At 32.4% G+C, this 21,962-nt stretch carries 21 protein-coding genes; 9 read left to right on the top strand and 12 right to left on the bottom strand.

Annotated elements, in window-relative coordinates:
• Positions 1-2,909, top strand: a 2,909-nt coding sequence (locus RWS90_RS02055; protein WP_314548301.1) for a hypothetical protein, incomplete at its 5' end; no start/stop codon positions are given.
• A gap of 261 nt (positions 2,910-3,170) precedes the next feature.
• Here the strand turns inward: RWS90_RS02055 and RWS90_RS02050 are convergent.
• The 5 genes from RWS90_RS02050 to RWS90_RS02030 form a co-directional block, all read right to left on the bottom strand.
• Positions 3,171-3,689 carry a ZmpA/ZmpB/ZmpC family metallo-endopeptidase gene (locus RWS90_RS02050; RefSeq protein ID WP_399541447.1) on the bottom strand — a complete coding sequence of 173 codons (519 nt, stop codon included), beginning with the start codon at positions 3,687-3,689 and terminating at the stop codon, positions 3,171-3,173.
• 288 nt (positions 3,690-3,977) lie between these two features.
• Positions 3,978-5,108 carry a nucleotidyltransferase family protein gene (locus RWS90_RS02045; protein ID WP_314548300.1) on the bottom strand — a complete coding sequence of 377 codons (1,131 nt, stop codon included), beginning with the start codon at positions 5,106-5,108 and terminating at the stop codon, positions 3,978-3,980.
• 109 nt (positions 5,109-5,217) lie between these two features.
• Positions 5,218-5,838, bottom strand: coding sequence for a sarcalumenin (locus RWS90_RS02040; RefSeq protein WP_314548298.1), 621 nt, complete (start codon positions 5,836-5,838; stop codon positions 5,218-5,220).
• Between the two features lie 202 nt (positions 5,839-6,040).
• Positions 6,041-6,607: a hypothetical protein gene (locus RWS90_RS02035; RefSeq protein WP_314548297.1), complete on the bottom strand. Its 567-nt coding sequence runs from the start codon at positions 6,605-6,607 to the stop codon at positions 6,041-6,043.
• Positions 6,608-6,748: 141 nt separating this feature from the next.
• Positions 6,749-7,798, bottom strand: coding sequence for a LysM peptidoglycan-binding domain-containing protein (locus RWS90_RS02030; RefSeq protein ID WP_314548296.1), 1,050 nt, complete (start codon positions 7,796-7,798; stop codon positions 6,749-6,751).
• Positions 7,799-8,150: 352 nt separating this feature from the next.
• Here RWS90_RS02030 and RWS90_RS02025 point away from each other — a divergent pair, with 352 nt between their 5' ends.
• Both RWS90_RS02025 and RWS90_RS02020 read left to right on the top strand, forming a co-directional pair.
• Complete coding sequence (locus RWS90_RS02025; RefSeq protein WP_314548295.1) at positions 8,151-8,879, top strand: cytochrome c biogenesis CcdA family protein; 729 nt, start codon at positions 8,151-8,153, stop codon at positions 8,877-8,879.
• Positions 8,880-8,907: 28 nt separating this feature from the next.
• A complete protein-coding gene (locus RWS90_RS02020; protein WP_314548294.1) occupies positions 8,908-9,486 on the top strand; it encodes a TlpA disulfide reductase family protein in 579 nt (192 codons plus the stop codon).
• A 102-nt stretch (positions 9,487-9,588) separates the two neighbouring features.
• Here the strand turns inward: RWS90_RS02020 and RWS90_RS02015 are convergent, their stop codons facing one another.
• The 4 genes from RWS90_RS02015 to manA all read right to left on the bottom strand — a co-directional run bounded on the left by RWS90_RS02015 (position 9,589) and on the right by manA (position 14,479).
• A complete protein-coding gene (locus RWS90_RS02015) occupies positions 9,589-10,425 on the bottom strand; it encodes an acetylxylan esterase (protein WP_314548293.1) in 837 nt (278 codons plus the stop codon).
• Between the two features lie 228 nt (positions 10,426-10,653).
• Positions 10,654-12,207, bottom strand: a complete 1,554-nt coding sequence (locus RWS90_RS02010; RefSeq protein WP_314548292.1) for a sodium:solute symporter — start codon at positions 12,205-12,207, stop codon at positions 10,654-10,656.
• A 116-nt stretch (positions 12,208-12,323) separates the two neighbouring features.
• Positions 12,324-13,202, bottom strand: coding sequence for an N-acetylneuraminate lyase (locus tag RWS90_RS02005; RefSeq protein ID WP_314548291.1), 879 nt, complete (start codon positions 13,200-13,202; stop codon positions 12,324-12,326).
• Positions 13,203-13,531: 329 nt separating this feature from the next.
• Positions 13,532-14,479, bottom strand: coding sequence for a mannose-6-phosphate isomerase, class I (manA, locus tag RWS90_RS02000; RefSeq protein ID WP_314548290.1), 948 nt, complete (start codon positions 14,477-14,479; stop codon positions 13,532-13,534).
• Positions 14,480-14,675: 196 nt separating this feature from the next.
• Between manA and RWS90_RS01995 the strand changes: the two genes are divergently transcribed.
• The 3 genes from RWS90_RS01995 (at position 14,676) to RWS90_RS01985 (ending at position 17,257) form a co-directional block, all read left to right on the top strand.
• The gene (locus tag RWS90_RS01995) at positions 14,676-15,539 is read left to right on the top strand and encodes an ROK family protein (RefSeq protein WP_314548288.1); all 864 of its coding nucleotides are present in this window, start codon (positions 14,676-14,678) and stop codon (positions 15,537-15,539) included.
• Between the two features lie 301 nt (positions 15,540-15,840).
• Positions 15,841-16,539, top strand: a complete 699-nt coding sequence (locus tag RWS90_RS01990) for a GntR family transcriptional regulator (protein ID WP_314548287.1) — start codon at positions 15,841-15,843, stop codon at positions 16,537-16,539.
• A gap of 19 nt (positions 16,540-16,558) precedes the next feature.
• On the top strand, positions 16,559-17,257 hold the full coding sequence (locus RWS90_RS01985; protein ID WP_314548286.1) for an N-acetylmannosamine-6-phosphate 2-epimerase: 699 nt from the start codon (positions 16,559-16,561) through the stop codon (positions 17,255-17,257).
• A 47-nt stretch (positions 17,258-17,304) separates the two neighbouring features.
• Here the strand turns inward: RWS90_RS01985 and RWS90_RS01980 are convergent, their stop codons facing one another.
• The 3 genes from RWS90_RS01980 to RWS90_RS01970 all read right to left on the bottom strand — a co-directional run bounded on the left by RWS90_RS01980 (position 17,305) and on the right by RWS90_RS01970 (position 19,127).
• Positions 17,305-17,595: a PspC domain-containing protein gene (locus RWS90_RS01980; RefSeq protein ID WP_314548285.1), complete on the bottom strand. Its 291-nt coding sequence runs from the start codon at positions 17,593-17,595 to the stop codon at positions 17,305-17,307.
• 149 nt (positions 17,596-17,744) lie between these two features.
• Complete coding sequence (locus tag RWS90_RS01975) at positions 17,745-18,179, bottom strand: MepB family protein (protein ID WP_314548283.1); 435 nt, start codon at positions 18,177-18,179, stop codon at positions 17,745-17,747.
• 597 nt (positions 18,180-18,776) lie between these two features.
• A complete protein-coding gene (locus RWS90_RS01970; protein WP_060913383.1) occupies positions 18,777-19,127 on the bottom strand; it encodes a PBECR2 nuclease fold domain-containing protein in 351 nt (116 codons plus the stop codon).
• Between the two features lie 372 nt (positions 19,128-19,499).
• On the opposite strand from RWS90_RS01970, the gene RWS90_RS01965 reads away from it, so the two are divergent.
• The 3 genes from RWS90_RS01965 to RWS90_RS01955 are packed head-to-tail and all read left to right on the top strand — an operon-like array spanning position 19,500 to position 21,959.
• Complete coding sequence (locus RWS90_RS01965) at positions 19,500-20,216, top strand: ABC transporter ATP-binding protein (protein WP_314548282.1); 717 nt, start codon at positions 19,500-19,502, stop codon at positions 20,214-20,216.
• Between the two features lies 1 nt (position 20,217).
• A complete protein-coding gene (locus RWS90_RS01960) occupies positions 20,218-21,300 on the top strand; it encodes an ABC transporter permease (protein WP_314548281.1) in 1,083 nt (360 codons plus the stop codon).
• Positions 21,301-21,320: 20 nt separating this feature from the next.
• Positions 21,321-21,959, top strand: a complete 639-nt coding sequence (locus RWS90_RS01955) for a TetR/AcrR family transcriptional regulator (protein WP_314548280.1) — start codon at positions 21,321-21,323, stop codon at positions 21,957-21,959.
• Positions 21,960-21,962 lie beyond the last annotated feature (3 nt).

Genomic DNA, 21,962 nt, shown 5'->3' with positions numbered 1-21,962 from the left:
CTGCTGGACTTGGTCGTCTTAGCGAAGGGGGACAAAAACTTAGTAACGGGGTTGATCAACTTGCTGATGGTTCTAGTCGTCTTGCCGCAGGGCTTGGTCGTCTTAGCGAAGGAGGGCAAAAACTTAATAACGGTGTTTCTCAACTTCAAGCGGGAGCTGGAAAATTATCAAACGGTTTAAGCACTTTAAACGATAAGAAAAATGCTCTAATTTCAGGTGTAAATGAACTTGCTGCAGGATCTGATAAACTTACTATTGGATTCGATACATTTAAAGCTAAAAGTATTATGCTAACTGAAGGAATAGATAAGTTACACAAAGGAAGCCAAGCATTTAAAGAAGGTCTTTTAAAATACACTAACGGTGTACTTACACTTAACGAAAAATTACTAGCTAAAAAAGGTGATTTGGAAAAACTTAGCGCCGGAAGTACCACACTAAACAACGGCATCGACAGATTATCAGATGGTATTTCTCAAATCAACTCTGGACTAGCTGCTAAACAAGCTGATTTAAATAGATTATCTGCAGGTGGTAACGCACTAAAAGAAGGTGTTGATAAACTTTCTGAGAGTGCTCCTAAATTAGTAGATGGAGCTGGTAAAATCACTGATGGATTAAACGCCTTGAATGCAGGGTTACCAAACGAACGTGATTTAGCTGCTAAAAAATCTGATCTAAATTCTAAATTAGATAAAATGAGAGGATTAAAAGTTACTTATAGAACCCATTTTAATCCTCTAAACACAGCTTTCACAGAGTTAGGTACTCAACTAGAAGCTATGAGAGCTCTTATAGCTCGTATAGATACACAAACTACAACTACTACGACTACAGTTGCTCCTGCACCTACACCCGCTCCAACACCGACAACTTTCGCAAACTTGGAGCAAACGCTGGCATCAATGGACTTAAAACCTGAGCAAAAAGCTAGCATTCTTGCTGCTGCTCGTAATGATGCTGCAGCTAGTGCAAATGCTCAACCTGCCGCACCAGCACCACAGCCTCAGCCTAACGCAACAGCAAACAACACTAACAGTCAAGTAAAAGCTGAACTTGCTTCAGCGTTATCTAGTGCAAATTCAAAATATTCAAGCATGAAATATCGTGTAGGAAGATTAAATTACATTCAAACTCAACTTGATAAATTCGATGTAAATGAACTTTCAACTAAACTTGCGGAATCAATCGACGGATTTGCAACTATTAAAACTGCTGTAGGTCAACTTGCTACTGGTAGTGGTCAATTAAAAGCCGGTTTAACAGTAATGAGTGAAAAAGCTCCTACTCTTGCTACAGGATTCAACCAATATAAAGGTGGAGTAGATGCTACTGTATCAACATTAACAACTGGCGAGTTAGCAAACGGGCTTAACCAACTAGCTAACGCAACTCCACAACTAAAAGCGGGAGTAACAAATTACACTAATGGTGTTAACGCACTTACTACATCTATGACTACAGGAGAATTAGCTCAAGGTGTAGGAACTCTTGCAAGTAAAGGAACTGAATTAAGAGACGGATTCGACAGATTAGCTGGAGGTATCGGTCTAATACACGAAAAACTTCCAGAATTAGCTGGTGGTATCGACGCTTTAGTTAGCGGAAATGCAAGAATCAACGCAGGTCTTAACAAACTAAAAGAAAAACTTCCAGAATTAAGCATAGGAATTCAAGAGCTTGACAACGGAGGTAAGAAATTATATCAAGGTCTAACTGATATGCAAGCTAAAGCTCCTGAACTTATAAATGGACTTAACAATGCTAAAGAAGGAGCTGAAAAACTTTCTAATGGTCTTTCTTCTATGAAAGCCAAAGCTCCTGAACTTATCAATGGTCTTAACAGCGCTAAAGAAGGAGCCGATAAACTTTCTAACGGTCTTTCTTCTATGAAAGCCAAAGCTCCTGAGCTTATTAACGGACTTAACAGCGCTAAAGAAGGTTCTGAAAAACTTTCTAACGGTCTTTCTTCTATGAAAGCCAAAGCTCCTGAGCTTATTAACGGACTAAACAGCGCTAAAGAAGGTTCTGAAAAACTTTCTAGCGGTCTTTCTTCTATGAAAGCTAAAGCGCCTGAACTTATCAATGGTCTTAACAGTGCCAAAGAGGGTTCTGATAAACTTTATAGCGGATTATCAATAATGCACTCTAAAGCTCCAGAACTTCTTGCTGGATTAGATAAAGCCAAAGACGGTTCTGGTCTATTAGCTGAAAAACTTTCTAGTGGAGCTGATAAATTAAGTTCAGCTAAAACTGGTGACAAAAATGTAGACATGATGTCTAACCCAATTAAAACTAATATCGCTGATATATCTGAAGAGACAAGTTACGGTAATGCAATGGCACCATTCTTCTTAGTATTCGGACTACTTATCGCAGCTGCGGCATACAACATTCTATTCCCAGTTCGTAAGAAAGAATATGGAGAATCAATAAACAGCCTATTCGGTACACGCTTAGCTTCTATGGCAACATTCGCTATTTTCGCAGTAATCATCGAAGTTGTAGCAATGAGTCTATTCTTCGACTTTAAAGTACAAAACTTCGGAATGTACTTCTTCGGATTAATAATCTCAGCTATAGTGTTTATGATAATTACACACTTCTTATCATACACATTCGGAAATGTTGGTCATGGTATCAGCATCGGATTTGTAGCTTTACAATTCGTTCTAACTACACCATTATTCCCGAAAGAAATGTTACCTTCACTTTATAGCGGTATGATTCCATTTACACCTGTATTCTATGGTGATACTGCTGTTCGTCACGCAGTACTTGGTGGTCTAACTAACGGAATGTACAACAACGCTATGTTAATCTTAGTTGTTCTTGGAATAATATTCACAACTCTTACTTACATCTCTTATAACAAGAATAACAAACTAACAGTGAATTTAGCAAAATAATACAAAACAAAAATTCTAAGTAACTTTTATTCGTTACTTAGAATTTTTTTTATTCTTAAAACACCTTCAAATAGCAAGAAAATCTTTCATATAATTCTCTTATTTATATATAGAATCTCTGAAGTCATCTGTTAAACATAGGTACGCGTTGCAGATTTTTTGTTTAAGTAGATGTACCCAACTTGATGGAACATTTTCTGTTGCACGTTTAAGATTTTTCACATCATGCGCTACTGCTGCAACAATTAGAGCTTGTATTTTTTACACTGATGAGATGGTTACTTCTGTTGTACTATTAGGTTTTCCTAATTCATATTGAATCGTAATAGTTTTTAGATTATTTTGTTTACTGATACGTTGGCTGAACATATCTTTTTTGAATTCAGTCCAGTTTATATAGCTATTATTAAATATCTTTCTAAATACTAGCTCATCTGTGACTAAAGCAACATCACGTTTGAACCAGCTTGAGTATGTTTTACTTCCTTCTGCAAGTGCATCTGCTGCGTATTGGTTAGATACGTAAGGTAAGAACCCTTTGTGGTATCCTTTTTTCGCATATAATTCAAACGCTGTTTTTCTAAACCATTGTTTCTTAACAGCGTCAGTTTGCGTTAATACTGCATTAGATTCCATTGCATCAAGTGTATATAGCACATCATACATTCCGTGTAAATAGTGTTGAATTTCTTCTTCAGAGGTGAATCTTACCGTTGGATCGTATGTGTGCAAGCGAGCTCTTGAGTCTTTATCTCCTTTGAAGATTGTATTTAATACTATCGCTTCTTTATCTATACTGTCCGCTGATTAAAGTAGTCCAAAAAAATTCCAGCCCCGGATTTAGTATACAACTTAAACAAAAAAGGAAGCAACTCAAAAATCGCGATTTTGAAAAATCGATTTTGTCAAGTCACTTCCCACAGTGATTTCTCATATACACTTTTTTTAAAAAAATTAGGGCTTTTAGAGTACTTCAATCTTACGTTATACCTAGTCGGTCTCACATCATAAATTTCTTTTTTCTTCTTTCTTTCTCTAGGTAATCATTCCCCTATTTCTTGTTTTTCATCAATCTATAATTTTCACATTTTCTTTAAAAATGTCTCCACTTTTTTTTAACATCTCATATATTCTTGCTACTTTTATATCTTGTTTGAAATGCATACTGTTTTTACTATTTAGCAGCGGATTTAGTGTGATTTTCCCTTCTTTATTTACCTCACGTATCAATGGTGCTGAAGCTTTTTTCGCAGCTAGCACCCTGTAGTTTCTTGTTGGAAAATAGTTTTTAAAATCTTCTTTGGTCGTATGAGTGAGAATGTGTAAAAGTATCCTTTGAATTTTTTTGTCGCTATACCTTTTGGTACTTATAGTTTTTACTAAATCACTATAACTTTCAACCCTAAGTGCCGCTTCGTAAATTCTATTTTCTAACCCTTCGTTGACATCATAAATTCTCTCTATACCTTTTTTTTCAAGCGATAATATTTTATATTTCAAATACGGAAACAGCTCTTCTTCTGTTACGATATTTTCTTTTTTTAACTCCAACATCATTTCAGTTGAAAGATACTTTTCTATATTTTTATCAGTTAGATTTTTTCTTATAGCTGTTGCACTAAGATGAATTTGATCAGCTAACTCTGAGCTGTTAAGCCCTTGCCCCTCTCTTTTCACAGCAATTAACTGTATATCTAACATCGCATCTTTAATCGCCTTATAGTAGCTGTACGCCAAACTGAAATTCGGATTGTTATTCTCTAATCCATATAACACACTATTAATTTTAGCGTGATTAAAGCCATTCTTTAATAATTTTTTATATTCTTCTTGCGGTGTATTTTGTTGTTTTTTGTATATTTTCTCAAAACAACTTACATCATCATTTTCTGTTCCAAAAATAAGATGCGTTACTCCTGCACCAACTAAGATCTCTATGCTTTTTTTTGCAAAATCGTCACTATAAGCTACACTTCCTAAATATGGTAGAGCAATCACCAAATCACAGCCGCACCTTACAGCTTCTTTAGCCCTTGTATAGCCATCAACAATAGCCACTTCTCCTCTTTGCGTAAAGAACTCACTCATCACACAAACGATCTCTCCATTATTTTCATCCGCTATTTCACGAGCTTTTTCTATCAAATATTTATGACCACTATGCAACGGATTAAACTCCGCAATTAGACCTATTCTCATTTTCTCACCTCTTAACTCTTAAACATTAAATACAAAAGATAGCGAGTATTTTACTTAATATATCCCCTATAATCAAAATATATTAAGCAACCACCCCGCTACTTTTTAGTTATTCTTTGTCTTGTTTATCTTCTGTTTCCTTAACAGGATTAGACACTATTTTTTCAATATTATTATCCTCGAAGATATCGACCGTCCAACCTATCAGACTTCCATCCTCTGCTGCAACCTTACTTATCGAAAATTGTCTTCCTTTTTTATCTTCTTCTGTTAATCTCTTAATCTCTTTTTTACCAAAATCAAGAGCCTCTTTTTGAGATTTGAACACTTTTCCTGTTGTTCCAACTCCCTCTGATTCAGATACTTTCTTCCCTTTATAAACTTCTGCCACAGCAGAGCTTTTTGCATTGTTACTCACAGTCTCTTTATTTCGAGCATCCGCCTCTATGCTTTGAGCTTTTTTCTCTGATGTTGACACTTTTTGATTTTGCTCTTCTTTATCTTGTTCTTTTGTTTTATTTTCTTCGTTTTCTCTTTTACGTTCTATCCGTTCTTGTTTATTATCTTTTTCAGATCTATCAGTCTTTTTAGCATCTTCCTCTTTTACAAAATAACTAAATAACAAGAAAATAAGACTCGCTATTACTAGCGAAACCACCGTATATAGAAACACTTTCCTTAATTTATCTTTTTTCATTATTTCATATCCTTTTTTATACTTATCTACCATTATACCACTTATCTTAACAATTTGCTAAGATTTAAAGTAATTTACACCTTTCTTTCCTGAAAATATATACTCGCTTGTTCTCGTAATAAGTTCATGTTATATTTTAGATTTAAGATAGACTGTTAATCCCTATCTCTAGGATTTTTATATACAAAAAAACTCATATCCTCTTATTTCTTTATAGAGTATATGAGTTTTTATTTTATCCTTCAGTTATTTTAACAGTAACTTCACCTTTGTTGTTTCTATCTAAAGTATAACTGTAATTTTTTTTGTTTTCTTTTGCTAGTCTATTTATTTCTTCGTTAGCATATGCTTTAGCTGCATCAGTATTACTAAATGTTCCTGGCGCTACAGCTCCACCATTAGCTTCTGACACTTCTTTTTTATCTTCCTTATTAGAAGTAGTTGCCGCATTATTATTGTTATTACTATTAGAACTTTGTGTGTTATTATTTACAGATTTATTACTACTATTTGATTTAGAATTATTCGAAGAAGATGAACTATTTTTATCGTTTGAATTTTGATTTTCTCTATATTTCTCTTCATCGCTTTTTTCTTTTGATTTAGATTTTCTTTCTTTATCTTTATCTTTGTCTTTGTCTTTATCTTTTGATTTAGATGTTGAAGATGTCTCTTCATCTTTTTTCTTGCTGCTAGAACTATCTCCACCAGTGAAATAACTAATTCCTATAAATAGTGCGCTACATAAAAATATAGCTAATACTATCCCCCACAACATTTTAAGCAATTTATTATCTTTCATTGTATTTCCCTCCTTTGTTACTAATATATTATAATACTATTTTCTTTATATTTCCACTATTTTTTTATTAATTAATATATATAAATTTAACATAACCAAAAAAGCGACTGGAAATCCAATCGCTTTTAATTAAGTTTCTAATTATTTAACACGGATATAAACCGCTCCGCTTCCTACGTTTGCTGTATTAAGAGCTGTTTGGTTTCCATTCCATCCACCGTGAATAGCTTGCCCGTTACCAGCGTATACCGCGATGTGAGCTAATCCTAATCCACCATTTGCATAGTAGATTAAGTCTCCTGGTTGAGCTTGAGAGGCTGGAACTACTGTTCCTAAACTCATGTACCCTGCTGGCCAGTCGTGGAAGTTGATTCCTACTGCTTTAAGAGCATTTGTTACTAACATTGTACAATCTTGGTAAACACCTAATTGAGCTAACGCTGCTTGATAGATAGCTGCCCCTTTGTTAGATGCCGCTACTTGTGTTGTTGCCGCTGCAGCTGGTGCTTGTGTTTTAGCTGTCACTGTTGGCGCCGCTGTTGCTACAGCTGGTGCTGCTGTTTTTTCTGCAACTTTTGCTACTGCTGGTGTTGCTGCTGGTTTTGTTTCTGCTTTTGGAGCTGCAACTTCTTTTTTAGTTTCTACAGCTGGTGCAGTTTTTACTGGAGTTGCTACTGGTGCCACAGTTGGTGTAGCTGCTACTGTTTTAACTGAATCAACTTTTACTACTGTTTTTTCTGCAGTATTTTCTACAACAGTTGCTTTCGGAACTGTTACTTCTGCAGTTTTTGCTGCACCTGCGTCAACTTTTAATACTGTTCCTACATAAATTAGGTTAGGGTTTGAAAGATTGTTTAATTTAACAAGTTCGTCTACTGAAACTCCAAATCTGTCAGCAACTTTTCCTAAAGTATCTCCTAATACTACTGTGTAATATCCTTGTTCTTTAGCTTGAGCTACTTGAGCTACTGTTGTATTGTAAGTTAATTTATCTCCAGGGAAGATTAATGAACTTGTTAAGTTATTATCTTGCATAAGTTGATCGACAGTTGTTCCGTTATTTACTGCGATATCCCAAAGAGTATCACCTTTTTTTACTGTGTAAGTATCTGCATCTGCGATTTGCGATAAACCTACTCCTACTGTTGTAACAATTGCCGTCGCGGCTACTAATTTTTGTAATTTACTCATCTATTTTAATCTCCTTAAATTAGGTTCGAGTCGAACGACTCATTTATCTATTTATAAATACTGTTTTATTTTCTAATCTTTAATTTCTTTTACTGTTTTCTAAATCATAAACATCATCGATTTCGTTCAAGCTACGGCTGAACTTCTATATAATCTTGACATACTACCATTATATGTGCTATTGGTAGTTTTTTCAAGGTTTGTAACAGTTTTGTAATAATAACGATAACTCTCTGTCATATTAGATTTGTTCTGTAATCTTTAGAGCATTTTATAAGCAATTTAATTGCATTTCAAACGTTTTTATAATATAGTAATTCTGTAATTTTTATTTTTTTATCTGGGAGGTTTTATGACAGATTTTAATACAGCTAGTTCTGCGTTAAAGATGATTCTTGTCTTTTTAGAGGGGCTTCTTTCTTTTCTTTCTCCGTGCGTAATACCAATATTACCAATTTATATCGGTATTCTTGCAGGAAAAAAAGAGATGAACGAACACGGAGAACTAACTTTTAATAAACGTAATACTATTACAAATACTCTTTCTTTTGTTTTGGGTATTTGTTCTACATTTTTTATCCTAGCATTTGCGACTAGTTTTATTAGTATTTTCTTAAATGAGAATATCAAAACTTTACAAATTGTTAGTGGTGTTTTAATTGTCTTTATGGGATTATTACAACTTGGGGCATTTAAAATTGGATTTTTAAAACAGGAATTTTCAATAAAGAATAAGGTGAAGAGAAAAGGAAATAAAACTACTCCGATTCTTGCATTTTTAATGGGATTCACTTTTAGTTTTTCTTGGACACCTTGTATCGGACCTATCTTGGCGAGTGTTTTCTTATATGCTTCTAGCCACACTGGTGTCATGAGTTTCTTATTAATTTTTGCGTACTGCTTAGGATTCATTTTACCATTTATCCTTGTTGCATTCTTCGCTTCAAAATTATTGAATCTATTCAAAAAACATACTAATATACTTAAGTATACACAAATCATCTCTGGTATTATCCTTATTTTAATCGGTATTTTAATACTAAGTGGATCATTTGTTACATTAACTCGTTATTTTTCATAAATTTATTATTTAATTGGAGGAATTTAATATGAAAAAATTGTCTATACTTAGCACAACTCTTCTTAGCAGTGCTTTAATCTTGAGCGCATGTTCTAGTTCTACTGAGAAAAAGGAAGAGACTAACAAACAAACTTCGACTACTTCATCTAGTGAAACTAAGCCTACCCAAGCATTTGATTTCACCGCGATGGATAAAGATGGAAAAACTGTAAAACTTAGTGATTTTAGAGGTAAAAAAGTCTATATAAACATGTGGGCTAGTTGGTGTGGTCCATGTATGAGAGAAATTCCAGAATTGGAAAAAGTATACCAAAAATATAAAAACAATAAAGATTTTGTGTTTTTATCAATAACTTCTCCGAATGATGCAGAATTCAAAAATCAAAGTCCGCAGGACAAAAGTAAAGATGTAATTCTTAAAAAAGCTAAGGAGCTTGGTGCAACTTACCCTGTTCTTTTCGATGTTAACGACCGCTTCATTATAAACTACGCAATCCGTTCATTCCCGACACATATTTTAATTAATAGTGACGGTACATTCGAGACTAGAATCGCTGGATCTGTGAATGAAGAAACTCTTACTAAAGAATTAGAAAAACTTAAATAATAAAAATATCCGAGTCTTATAGTTATGCAGGCACCGTAACTAACCTTATGGTTGTTTATACAAATGTACTGTAAATAACTAGACTCGGATTTTATTGTTTTCCTACTTATCATCCTCTTTTTGCGCGCTTCCCAGCAACCACACCTCCAATATCTTCTCATGAAGATTTCCCTCTTCACTTTCGAAAATTGTAACATTCTTTTTCTCAAATAAACTTATTATCTTTTTATTAACAACGATATTTTTCTCATCTTCTAATATCGAATAACCAAAATTAATCTCCGCCTCTACATCTTCTACGTAGTTTAACACGTCTATTTCTTCTAATCTTTTTAGTAAATACTCTTCTTTTTCTGGATAGTTGCGAATATATTCTCGCAGACTATCATATACTCCGACATCAAGATTCTCATCAAAAATGTATTTAAAATCAGCATTTTGGAGATTTGAGATGAATAGCCTAGCTATTTTTTTAAATACTGCTGAAGCTACTAAAGCTATCGCCGCCCCCTGCCCCTTAGCAACGATGTTGATTTCTAAATCTGGGAATTCTTTTACTAAAATATTCACTAAATCAATCGCATCTTGATAGGTGTAATTGTAATATAACTCCTCTTGCTGGTTATTTGTTAGAAATGGAAAATATATCGACGCTGGTTGTCTGTTTTCACTTCTTCCTCTATCTCCTCTAACATGAAGTGTCGCCCCACTATAATCTAAGACAGAATACTTCATCAACTCTAGTGTACTGCTCGGTTTTTGTTCATAATCCGGTATCTCTAATATTATTCCTCTGGATTTTGTTTTTTTTACGACAATTTCAGCATAGATTTTTGAATTATCTATTGCATTATATTCTATGGTTAAGTTTTGCAACTCAGGATAGTCTTTTTTAATACTAACTTTATAATTTAATTTCCTTTCTCTTTCTAATTTCATTTTCTCACCTTCTTAAGACTTGCATTTCAATACAATTATAACTTATTATACATTTTTATTATATTCATTATTTATCTTTTTGTATATAAATTGAATTTCTATCCTAAATTTATTTCCATTTCTAATTAAATCAATAATATTTAACAAAAAGAAAAAAAGATAATCCCCAACAATTAAGTGAGGATTATCTAAAATTTTGATATATTTATACTTTAAGGTCTAAATTTATTATTTTACATCTTTTACGTATTCTTGATCTTTAGTATGAATAGTAAGTCCAGTGATATTTTTAGTAGATTTGAAGAAGAAACTACAGATATAACCGAATACTAATGCACTTAAGAATGAGAATCCTGAGAAGATGAATGGACTTTGTTTAGCATAAGTTGTGTAGTCTTGGATATACCAACATACAACACCTGCTACTAATAATCCTAATAATGCTCCAGCTCCGTTTGCACGTTTAGTGAAGATACCAAGTGCGAATGTACCAGCTAAAGGCACTCCTAGAAGTCCGATATATTTAAGGAATAAATCCCAAGTTTCTTTTTGGTTAGTATTTACGAAGTATAATGCTGCGATTGTTCCAAATACCCCTGCTACAATAATGATAACACGAGCTAATAGAACGTCTTGTTTAGCATCTTTACTTAATCCAAAGAAACGTTGTTTAATATCAACTGTGATACAAGCAGAAATTGAGTTTAAGCTTGATGCGATAGTTGATTGAGCAGCTGCTAAAATAGCTGCGATAACTAATCCAGCGATACCTGCTGGTAATGCTGTTAAGATGAAGTAAGGTACTAAAGCTGTTGTGTTTGCTGCTTTACCTACTACTTCAGCGTTCATGAAGTCTGGTAATTTAGTTACAGCGTGGCTACCTTTGTAGAAGCTGTAAAGAACTGTTCCCATTCCGTAGAAAATTGGAATAGAGATGAATGCTAATAATCCGTTAGTCCAGAGTGATTTATTAGTTTCTTTTACAGATTCAGTAGTGCTATAACGTTGAACTACGTCTTGAGAAGCTGTGTATTGTTGTAAACTGTTAAATACTGATCCAATGAAGATAATTGGAATAGTAGATGCAGTTAATGACCAGTTAAATTTCTCAGCAGTTACAATTTTACCGTTAGCTAAAGCATCTTGAGTAATGTGTCCGAATCCACCTACTTCGTATGCTCCTAAGATAATTACTAAAACAGCTCCTCCAAGCAAAATAATACCTTGGATAACGTCTGTCCAGATAACCCCTTCAACTCCTCCTAAGAATGAGTAAACTACGCAAAGTAATCCAATTACCGCACATACTAAGAATGGGTTAAGTGTTGATACTGATGTAATGGCTACTGTTGGTAAATAAATAACGATAGCTACACGTCCGATGTGGAATAGTGAGAATAATACACTTCCTACCACACGAACACTAGGGTTGAAACGTTCTTCTAAATATTCATACGCTGTAGTTACATTTAATTTTCTAAAGAATGGAACATAGTAGTGGATTAAGATAGGAATAATTGCGATAATTGAAAAGTTCCCCGCTGCGTATGTCCAGTCTCCGTTAAATGCTTTTTCCGGTGTCGCCATAAATGTAATAGCTGATAATGTTGTTGCGTAAATTGAGAATCCTACTGCCCATGACGGAATATTCCCTCCGGCTTTGAAGAATTCGTCCGTGCTTTCTCCTGCTTTTTTAGTGAAATACACCCCTATTGCTAGCATAGCTAATAAGTAAACTCCTAATACTATACTATTAAGTGTACCAAATCCTATTTTGTCCATGGTACTCTCCTCCTATTTTTTGTTGTTTTTTATTTAATAATAGTTTTCATTTTGGGAAAGAGGAGAAATGCTCCTCTTTCCAATTCCCCTAATTTTCAGTCCGTAATTATTATGAATTATAGATTATAATCTTTAACAAGTTTTTCTACTTCAGCAACTTTAGCTGGATCGAATACTTTCATTGGTTGTTTACAGTATCCAGCATCGATACCTTTAACTTTTAAGATTTCTTTAAGAGTTTGATATAATCCTAGTCCTAACACTTTTTCGATTACATCATTTGCTTCGTGTTGAAGTTCATAAGCTTCTGCAACTTTACCTTCTTTAGCAAGTCTGAAGATTTCTTTACTTCTTGCTCCGTTAACGTTGTATGTAGAACCTATAGCTCCATCTACTCCAGTAATAGCAGCTTGAACTAACATTTCATCAAATCCTGACCAGATAAGTTTGTCTGGGAATCTTCTTCTGAATCTTTCTAATTGATAGAAGTCTGCTGCTGTGTATTTAACACCGATAACTTTTTCATCTTCAAATAATTCAGCGAATTGATCTAAGCTAATTTTAACCCCTGTTAAGAATGGGATATAGTAAAGAATCATGCTGTTATCTGTTGCATCAATAATTGTTTTGTAGTAGTGTTTGATTTCGTCGAATGATAATGGGTAGTAGAATGGTGTAACTGCTGATAATGAGTCATATCCTAATTCTGTAGCGTATTTAGCTAATTCTACTGCTTCGTTTAAGTCTAATGACCCTACTTGAGCAATAAGTCTAACTCTATCTCCAACTACATCTTTTACCAATTTAAAGATTTGTTTCTTTTGAGCAGTGTTTAATAAGAAGTTTTCCCCACTACTTCCGTTTACGTATAGACCATCAACTTTACTTACGTTGATATTGTGTTCTATAACTTGTTTTAACCCCTCTTCTTTAACTTCACCATTTTCGTCAAATGGAATAAGTAAAGCCGAATAAATTCCTTTTAAATCTTTCATTGTAATAACCTCCGTTATTTGTTTTTTATTTTTTAATTTTATGCATTTATTTAACACATTAAATTTTAATACACTTATATTGTAAAACGTTTTCTAGTGTTTGTCAATAGAAAAAAATAATTTTTTTTATTTTTTTGAAAACCTTTTAGATATTGGGATTGTTAATGTATCTATTAGCTATTCACTGTCCGCAACTTCTTCTATTGATTATCACGATTGTTAAGCTATTTGTCTAGACTTCCTATTTCTATTTAATACATTAAAAGTATCTAAATAAATAAAAAACAAGTAGATTAACATAATATTACAATCTACTTGTTTTTTTTATTTTATCTATCGTAACTTCCTATTAAAAGCATATTTCCTTCTAGTATATAGCTTGTACACTCAGTTGTTAATATGAAACTATCTCCTTTTTTAACATTGTGTTTAATCCCATTTATCACAATACTTCCATCACCTTCAAGGACTGTAAATAGGTTTCCTGTTTTATTTTTTTCTATAACAATCTGTTCTATTACATTTATTTTGAAGACAGAAAAATACTTCTCATTCGCTAGGTAAGTTATCGTTGATTCTCCTACTTTTTCTTCTTTTGGATTAGTCACTACTTTTTCAAAAGGAACTGTCGTTACATCTTTTGTTTTTTCTATATGTAGTTCACGTTTGTTACCATCTTTATCCGTACGGTCATAATCATAAACTCTATATGTTGTATCTGAATTTTGTTGGACCTCATATATTAATATACCTTCACCGATAGCGTGAAGTGTTCCTGCTGGTATGTAGAAGAAATCTCCCTCTTTTACTTTTTCTTCAATGAACAATTCATTCCACTCTGCATTATCTATTCTACTATTGAACTCTTCACGTGTTATTGCACTATGACCATATACTAATTTCGCATCTTCTTTAGCATCTAGCACGTACCAACATTCCGTTTTTCCTAGTTCTCCATTTTCATTCACCTTTGCATAATCATCTTCTGGATGAACTTGAACAGATAAGTTATCACTTGCATCCAAAATTTTTATTAATAACGGAAACTTGTCATAAACTTTTTCGGTAAATACTGTAGGATGTTTTTCGTATGCTTCTTTTAGTGTTAATCCTGCTAGTGATCCATTTATAATTTTTGAACTACCATTATCATGAGCTGCAATAACCCATGCTTCCCCTATATCTCCTTGTGGAATTGAAAAATTAAATTTTTCTAGATTGCGACCTCCCCATATTCTTTCGCAAAATACAGGTTCTAAAAATACTATTTTATCCATTTTTCCCTCCGTAAATTTTAATAACTACATATTCATTATACACCAATTAGTATTCTTTATATAGTAAATAAGTTGTAATTTTTTTCGGGAAATTGTTTTCAAAAAATTAATTTTATGGTAATATATCGTTGTATAGAATTTTTGAAAATAACAAAATTAAAGATGATTAATTCTTAATTTAGAAAGTAGGTATATTATGTTATTAGGTATTGATATTGGTGGTACAAGTATAAAATTTGCTGTTTTTGATGATAATCATAAGATTGTACATTACGAAACTTGTAAAACACCTGACAATGTTACTGTAAAAATCACTGACGAGATGTTTAGAATCGCTAGTAAAATTCGTGAAACTTACAACTTCACTGCTGCTGGTATCTCTGCAGCTGGTGTAATTGACAATGTTCACATGGAAGTAATTCGTGCGGCTCCAACTATTAAAAACTATCTTGGAACTAACTTTAAACGTGATTTTGGAGATAGACTAGGTATTCCTGTTTATGCTGACAATGATGTGAACTGTGCTTTACTTGGTGAACAATGGCTTGGCGGAGCTAAAGGGTTAGACGAAGTATTCTGCATGGCATTAGGAACTGGAATCGGTGGCGCTTACTATCTAAACAGTCTTCCTTTCGGTTCTAACTTCGGTGTAGGAGAAATTGGGCAATCTGTTTATGATTTCGATACTCAAACTACTTACGAACAACGTGCTTCTACTATCGCATTAGATAGAAAAATTAAGGCTGAGATGTACGAAGGACTGAGTGTCATCGAATTCTTCGATCTTTGTAAACGCGAAGATACTAGTGCATTAAAAGTGCTAGATGAGTGGTTATTCGAACTTGCTCGTGGTATTGTTAACTTACTATGTATCTTAGATCCTAAATACATCGTAATCGGTGGTGCTGTTTCTGCTCAAGGTGACTATTTATTAAATAAACTTGAAGCTAAGGTTCGAGAACTTCACCCGATCGAAAATAATCAAACTAAATTCCTAGCCGCTTCACTTGGAAATGATGCTGCTCTTTATGGAGCTATTAGCCCATTTGTAGAAAAATAGAATATTGAAATTTTAGCCCCTCTTTACTTGACGTAAGGAGGGATTTTTTTCAAGCAAACTCCAAATAATTATATATTGCCAGTCTGTAATTCGGGTTGTATTCCCCTCTCACTATAATAAGCTACTTTTTACTGACATTATAGTTAATCGCTTTACTCTATTTGTAATCGTTTAAATTTTTTTACAAATTTCTAATTTTTTCCTTTACAAAGTTCAACATTAATGATAATATAAATTTAAATTAACACATTAAATTTTAATAAACATATTTTTATGAATTATTAGTCAGGGAGGGATCAACTTGAAAAAATACGAAAAGATTATTAATGACATCATCTTAAAGATACAAACCGGTATTTTTAAAGAAGGTGAACAACTCTATACAGAAAAAGAGATAAAAGAAATATATAATGTTAGTAGTACTACTGCCGTACGTGTGCTTAACGAACTTGAAACTGCAGGATATATTTTTAGGATTCAAGGTAAGGGAAGTTTCGTAAATAAAACTTTAGTTAATAAGAAAGTTTTAGTCACAGAAAATAACAACTTCCATAAGCACTTTAAAGAATCAGTATCTGAACACACTGAGGTTGTCGAAGCTGAAATTATTCAAGATAAAGAACTTTGTAGTAAATTAAAATTAAAAAATCAAAAACTTCTGAAAGTTGCTCGTATTAAGTATATCGGTAATATTGTTTGGGCTCATCAAACTAACTATATCCCGCTTAAATATTTACCTGATGTTAATATTAACGACATCGACAGTTTTAAAGAACTTGCTACTATGATTAGAAAAAAATATCGCATCGATATTCACCAAGAAAAATCTGAAAAAACTATGCAAGTTATAGTTGATACTCCTGAAGAAATTGCTAAGTATATCTCAGACGAACCGTGTTTTGAGTTTGATAGGTACACTTACTTTGCAGACGGTAAAATTTTTGAATATGTAAAAATATATATAAATTACAAATACTATAGCTTAACTATTAAAGATTAAGCTCTGATTGGAGTTAACTATGAATAAAAAAGAAAAAATCTTAAACCAAATTAAAGGCGGAATTATCGTTTCTTGTCAGGCTTTACCAGGTGAACCACTATATGTTGAAGAAGGTGGAATCATGAAACTTATGGCTCTTGCTGCTAAACAAGCTGGCGCTGTTGGTATCCGTGCTCAAGGTGTTACTGACATTATTCAAATTAAAGAAACAGTAGATCTACCGGTTATCGGAATTATCAAACAAAGCTACGAAGGTATGTCTCAATTTATCACAGCTACTATGAAAGAAGTAGATGCACTTGTAGCAACAGGTTGTGAAATTATTGCCTTAGACTGTACTTTACGCCCTCGTTTTGATGGAACAACAATCAATGATTTTGTTGCTGAAATCAAAGCTAAATATCCTGATATTGTTTTAATGGCAGATATCGCAACTTTTGAAGAAGGTGTAAACGCAGCTAATATAGGGATTGATTTTGTCGGAACTACATTAAGTGGTTATACAGAAAATACAAAAGATAGACCGAACGAAGTAGACTTGGGTCTTATCAAAAGGCTATCTGAAACTATTTCTGTACCAATAATCGCAGAAGGTCGTATCCACTACCCTGATCAAGCAAAAGCGGCTTATGATGCAGGAGCATTCAGCGTAGTAGTAGGTGGAGCTATCACTCGACCAAAAGAAATAGCAGCTAGATTTATCGATGCAGTGAAATAAACAAAAAGTTCTAATTGACAGTTGATCAATTAGAACTTCTCTTTATGTTACTTTTCCCAAGCACGTCCATCGATGTAGCTTGAATTTCTATAATTTTCTTTCATCGGTTTTACCGGCATTATTATCGATAACAGTATATATATCAATATTGGGCTACCGAATGAGAAAATACTCGCTAATAAGAATAGTACTCGTAAGAAACTAGCACTTATTCCAAATCTTTTACTTAAACCACTACATACTCCAGAGATCATAGCTCCTTCGTATGATTTATACATCTTTTTATCTTCTAAAAAATTAAGAAATTTATTCCATAATTTATTTAATCCATCTATCATAATAAATCCCTCCTGACTTTATTGTTGATATTTTATTATTCTGACTTTATAAATATTATATCACATTTCTATGATATATATTAACTATTGTACTCAGGAAACCTTAAACTAAGTTTATATTATTAAAATTAAGAAAGAAATCATTCTTGTTATTCAATTTTTCTAAAAAATTTCAATTGCCATTTTTGTGTTTCTAGAGCCGTTGTATTCAAATTTACGCTCCAAGGCGGATAAAATCGCATAGACATTTTTCCTTTACTATCTTTTGTTGAGAGAATTTTTCTACGGATAACCTCCTCATTTGGAATAATAAACAGTCCTCTCTTATCGTTGTCAATCACAACAACAACGAGCTCATTCCCCAAATCTTCATTTGTATAAGGAATGTTCTTGTTATTTTGGTCTTTTTGCCAAAAAGCTGTAAAATATCCTTCTTTTTTAGGTGTTCTCTTTGCCAAGCGACATCTTTTATAACCTTGTTCTTCCGTTATTTTAACAAGAATGCCTTCATATTTTTCGTTCCACTTTTCTTTTACAAATTCAAAATCACCATAAAACTCATTAAGAACCCCAAGTATTTTCATTTTAATATATGTCCTCCTTAACAAAAATTTTTCATTCAAATCACTGCATACTAATGATATTATAATCTCTTCATATGATTTATAGTTTTTCTCTTCTAACAAATTAAGAAATTTATTCCATATTTTACTATCCTTACTTTATGAATATTATATCATATTTATAAAGTACTCAAGCGCCTTTTAATTAAGTTTATATTATTAATGTTTTTTATAAAAAAGGGAATGACTTAAAAATCAAGATTTCTTAAGAAATAAGATTTTATCGAGTCACTACCGCACAATTTATTAGATATCTAGAAAACTTTTATAAAGCGAATTCAGATATCAACTAAGCCACTGTGTCTATAAGTTCTCATATAAACTTTGTTAATATTTAGGACTTTTAGGTCAGCCTCATTTATATTGTTCGTAAAATATTTATCTTGTCAAAAAATAAAAGAACACTCCGAAGAATGTTCTTTTACTTTTTGACAAGAGTCTTAAAGGATGGACGGCGTACCCATCATCTCAGGTACTCTATAAAAGAGTGTGTAGAGAGCCTTTTCTACTTCAATAAGACTTTTTCTATTTTTATGTTATAACAAATATGTTGGTTTGTCAATTATTATACTTCTTAATACGTCCACTTCTTATCATACTCTTTAATTTCGCATCAGTAATATCATACATAGAAGCTGTATAAAAATAATTGTTTTTCATATCAAGTTTTATTGCTAATAGTATATTATCTTCAAATAATTTTATACATTCTAAACTAACACCTTTTTCTCTTGGATTAATTCCTACATAATCTGGAGTTTCTATAATATTTTCTATATAAGAAATATACTTAATCGCATGTTTATGTCTACTCTTTTTCATATGAGTTTCTAACCCTCTAGAAATTATTACCTCATCGACATCAATATTAATATCTAACTGCTGTTTTATCTTATTATTAATTTTCACTTTAATCTCTCCCATCCATTTAATTTTATCATATTATAGAGCATTCTTACCACCATTTACTAACTTATTTCAATAATTCAATCTTTATTTTTCTTGATTTTTTATTCTATCCCCTTTTTAAAATTTTTCAAATTTTCTTCTTGACAAGTGAGTGTTTACTCACTATAATATTAATTATAGGGTGAGTTTTTACTCACTAAAGATTTGAAAGCTTATTTCTAATGAGATATTTCTTAGCACCTATCCTGAACTATATAATAATCGTAGTTCTAAAAATATTAGGCGAACTAATATCTCTCAAATAATCTTAGCTATATATTTTTTTAATTTTAAAGTGAGTGTTTACTCACTTTAAAAAGAAAGGTGATTCTTATGAAAAAATTAATACAAATTACTTCATTATCAAAAAGCTTCGGGGATCAAACAGTACTTGACAACATTGATTTCAATCTAGAAAAAGGTGAAATTGTCGGTCTTATCGGTCCATCAGGATCGGGAAAATCAACATTAATAAAAACAATGCTCGGTATGGAAAAAGCGGATAAAGGTGAAACTCTTGTTCTTGATAACAAAATGCCAAAAAGAGAAATTCTTTCTAATATTGGATATATGGCACAAAGCGATGCCCTTTATGAAATACTTACCGGCTACGAAAATTTAGAATTCTTTGGGAAAATAAAAGGTATTCCTTCAAAACAACTAAAAAAAGAAATAGCTTATGTAGCAAAAATAGTCGACCTAACCGACCACTTAAAAAAATTAGTATCGAATTATTCAGGTGGGATGAAACGCAGACTTTCACTTGCTATTGCGCTAATCGGTAGCCCTGAGTTACTTATACTCGATGAACCTACAGTTGGTATAGACCCTAGCCTTCGCCGTAACATTTGGAAAGAATTATTTAAACAAAGGGATAACGGTGTCGGAATCCTTGTAACAACTCACGTAATGGACGAAGCAGAACTTACAGATAAAGTTGGACTTCTTCTTCGCGGAGATATTATAGATTTTGACACACCAAAAGATTTAAAAGAAAAAAATAATGTTATTACTATCGAAGAAGTATTCTTAAAAGCGGAGGAAAAATAACATGAGAATTTTAACTATTTCAAAAAGAGTTTTTAAGGAGTTTTTTAGAGATAAAAGAACTTTAGCTATGATGTTCATCGCTCCAATTTTTATAATGTGGTTAATTAGCATAGTCTTTTCAGCAAACACAAATTCTGAAATTACTGTTGCTTCTGTAAACACTCCTCAAAGTGTCGTTTCAGTAATGAAAGATATCGACAATGTTCATATAGAGGAATATCAATCAAAAGAAACAGCCGAGGAAAAGCTAAAAAATAACGAGATTGACACTATAATTTCTTACGATAACAATACCTACACGGTTACTCACGCTAATATAGACACTACAAAAACTATGCAAGCCCAACAAGTTTTAAAAAATTCTATAAAAGCATCAGAAGTAAAAAAATTGATAGAAGTTGTAAAAAAAGTAAATCCTAAATTAGGTGATAATAAACAAGAACCTGAAGTTAAAGAATATTATAATTATGGTAATGCAGATTCAACATTTTTCAATAAAGTTGCACCTACTTTAATTGCTTATATCATATTCTTCTACGTGTTTCTAATCTCTGGTATGGCACTATTAAAAGAACGTAATAGCGGAACTTTAGATAGACTTTTAGCAACTCCAGTAAAAAGAAGCGAAGTCGTCCTAGGTTATGTATTATCTTATAGCTCATTAGCCATAATTCAAACTATTATCGTCACTTTATCATCTGTATATTTATTAAATATTGAAGTTGCTGGAAATCCATTTTATGTTATAATAGTTAATGTATTACTAGCAATGGTTGCTTTAACATTAGGTTTACTAATCTCAACGGTTGCAAAATCAGAATTTCAAATGATGCAGTTCGTTCCGGTAATAGTTATTCCACAAATGTTCTTTTCAGGAATAGTATCTGTTGAAAGTATGGGGAAAATCGCCGTCTATATTAGTAAAATCCTACCTGTTACCTACGCTAGTGACGGTTTAAGCAAAATAATTTTAGAAGGTAAAAATCCTCTTGCGATTATAAATGATATAATAATTCTACTTGCACTTTGCATCCTTCTAATAATCCTTAATATTCTGGGCTTAAAACGATATAGAAAAGTTTAAAAAAACAATAGGAGACTCTTATGACTGAAAACATCTTAAAATCTTACTTTAGCATATCTCATGACGAAACCTTCCCACCTGGTAAGAAAAAAACAATAGAAGCTGCGATTAAATTATTCGCAAAACAAGGATACCATGGGACATCTACACTTCAAATTGCTAAAGAAGCAGGCGTTAGTCAGGCAACAGTATTTAAATACTTTAAAACTAAAGAAGATTTATTGTATTCAATAATAGTCCCTGTTATTCCTAAATTATTTTTAAATTTTCTAAAAAGAACTCAAAATACTAACTCTCTTGAAGAATTAATCAGTTATGCTGTAGAAGATCGCATGGTTTTCCTAAAAGAAAATAAGGATATTGTAAAAATAATCTATTCAGAAATATTAACAAATGAAAATTTTAAAACACAACTTATTAATTCTTTAAAAATAACATTTGAAAAAATAGATTTCAAAGCAATATTACAAACATATAAAGAAAATACTCCTGAAGTTAACGAAAACTTATCGACAGCCGAAATAATTCGTTCATTCTCAGGACCTATCACTACGTACTCTGTCCAAAGATTTATTCTTTTTGAGAACATTCCGTGCCCTACTGAGGAGCATGATCTACAATTTATTAAACAACAAATTTATAAAAACTTAACAAGGTAATAA

It is taken from the genome of uncultured Gemella sp., assembly GCF_963529685.1.
GTDB lineage: Bacteria > Bacillota > Bacilli > Staphylococcales > Gemellaceae > Gemella.
This window is presented reverse-complemented; position numbering and strand designations above follow the sequence as displayed.

Bases quoted from the DNA above. Each gene is read 5' to 3' on its own strand.
- RWS90_RS02045 (WP_314548300.1), bottom strand. From the start codon at position 5,108: ATGAGAATAGGTCTAATTGCGGAGTTTAATCCGTTGCATAGTGGTCAT.
- RWS90_RS02040 (WP_314548298.1), bottom strand. From the start codon at position 5,838: ATGGTAGATAAGTATAAAAAAGGATATGAAATAATGAAAAAAGATAAA.
- RWS90_RS02035 (WP_314548297.1), bottom strand. From the start codon at position 6,607: ATGAAAGATAATAAATTGCTTAAAATGTTGTGGGGGATAGTATTAGCT.
- RWS90_RS02030 (WP_314548296.1), bottom strand. From the start codon at position 7,798: ATGAGTAAATTACAAAAATTAGTAGCCGCGACGGCAATTGTTACAACA.
- RWS90_RS02025 (WP_314548295.1), top strand. From the start codon at position 8,151: ATGACAGATTTTAATACAGCTAGTTCTGCGTTAAAGATGATTCTTGTC.
- RWS90_RS02020 (WP_314548294.1), top strand. From the start codon at position 8,908: ATGAAAAAATTGTCTATACTTAGCACAACTCTTCTTAGCAGTGCTTTA.
- RWS90_RS02015 (WP_314548293.1), bottom strand. From the start codon at position 10,425: ATGAAATTAGAAAGAGAAAGGAAATTAAATTATAAAGTTAGTATTAAA.
- RWS90_RS02010 (WP_314548292.1), bottom strand. From the start codon at position 12,207: ATGGACAAAATAGGATTTGGTACACTTAATAGTATAGTATTAGGAGTT.
- RWS90_RS02005 (WP_314548291.1), bottom strand. From the start codon at position 13,202: ATGAAAGATTTAAAAGGAATTTATTCGGCTTTACTTATTCCATTTGAC.
- manA (WP_314548290.1), bottom strand. From the start codon at position 14,479: ATGGATAAAATAGTATTTTTAGAACCTGTATTTTGCGAAAGAATATGG.
- RWS90_RS01995 (WP_314548288.1), top strand. From the start codon at position 14,676: ATGTTATTAGGTATTGATATTGGTGGTACAAGTATAAAATTTGCTGTT.
- RWS90_RS01985 (WP_314548286.1), top strand. From the start codon at position 16,559: ATGAATAAAAAAGAAAAAATCTTAAACCAAATTAAAGGCGGAATTATC.
- RWS90_RS01980 (WP_314548285.1), bottom strand. From the start codon at position 17,595: ATGATAGATGGATTAAATAAATTATGGAATAAATTTCTTAATTTTTTA.
- RWS90_RS01975 (WP_314548283.1), bottom strand. From the start codon at position 18,179: ATGAAAATACTTGGGGTTCTTAATGAGTTTTATGGTGATTTTGAATTT.
- RWS90_RS01965 (WP_314548282.1), top strand. From the start codon at position 19,500: ATGAAAAAATTAATACAAATTACTTCATTATCAAAAAGCTTCGGGGAT.
- RWS90_RS01960 (WP_314548281.1), top strand. From the start codon at position 20,218: ATGAGAATTTTAACTATTTCAAAAAGAGTTTTTAAGGAGTTTTTTAGA.
- RWS90_RS01955 (WP_314548280.1), top strand. From the start codon at position 21,321: ATGACTGAAAACATCTTAAAATCTTACTTTAGCATATCTCATGACGAA.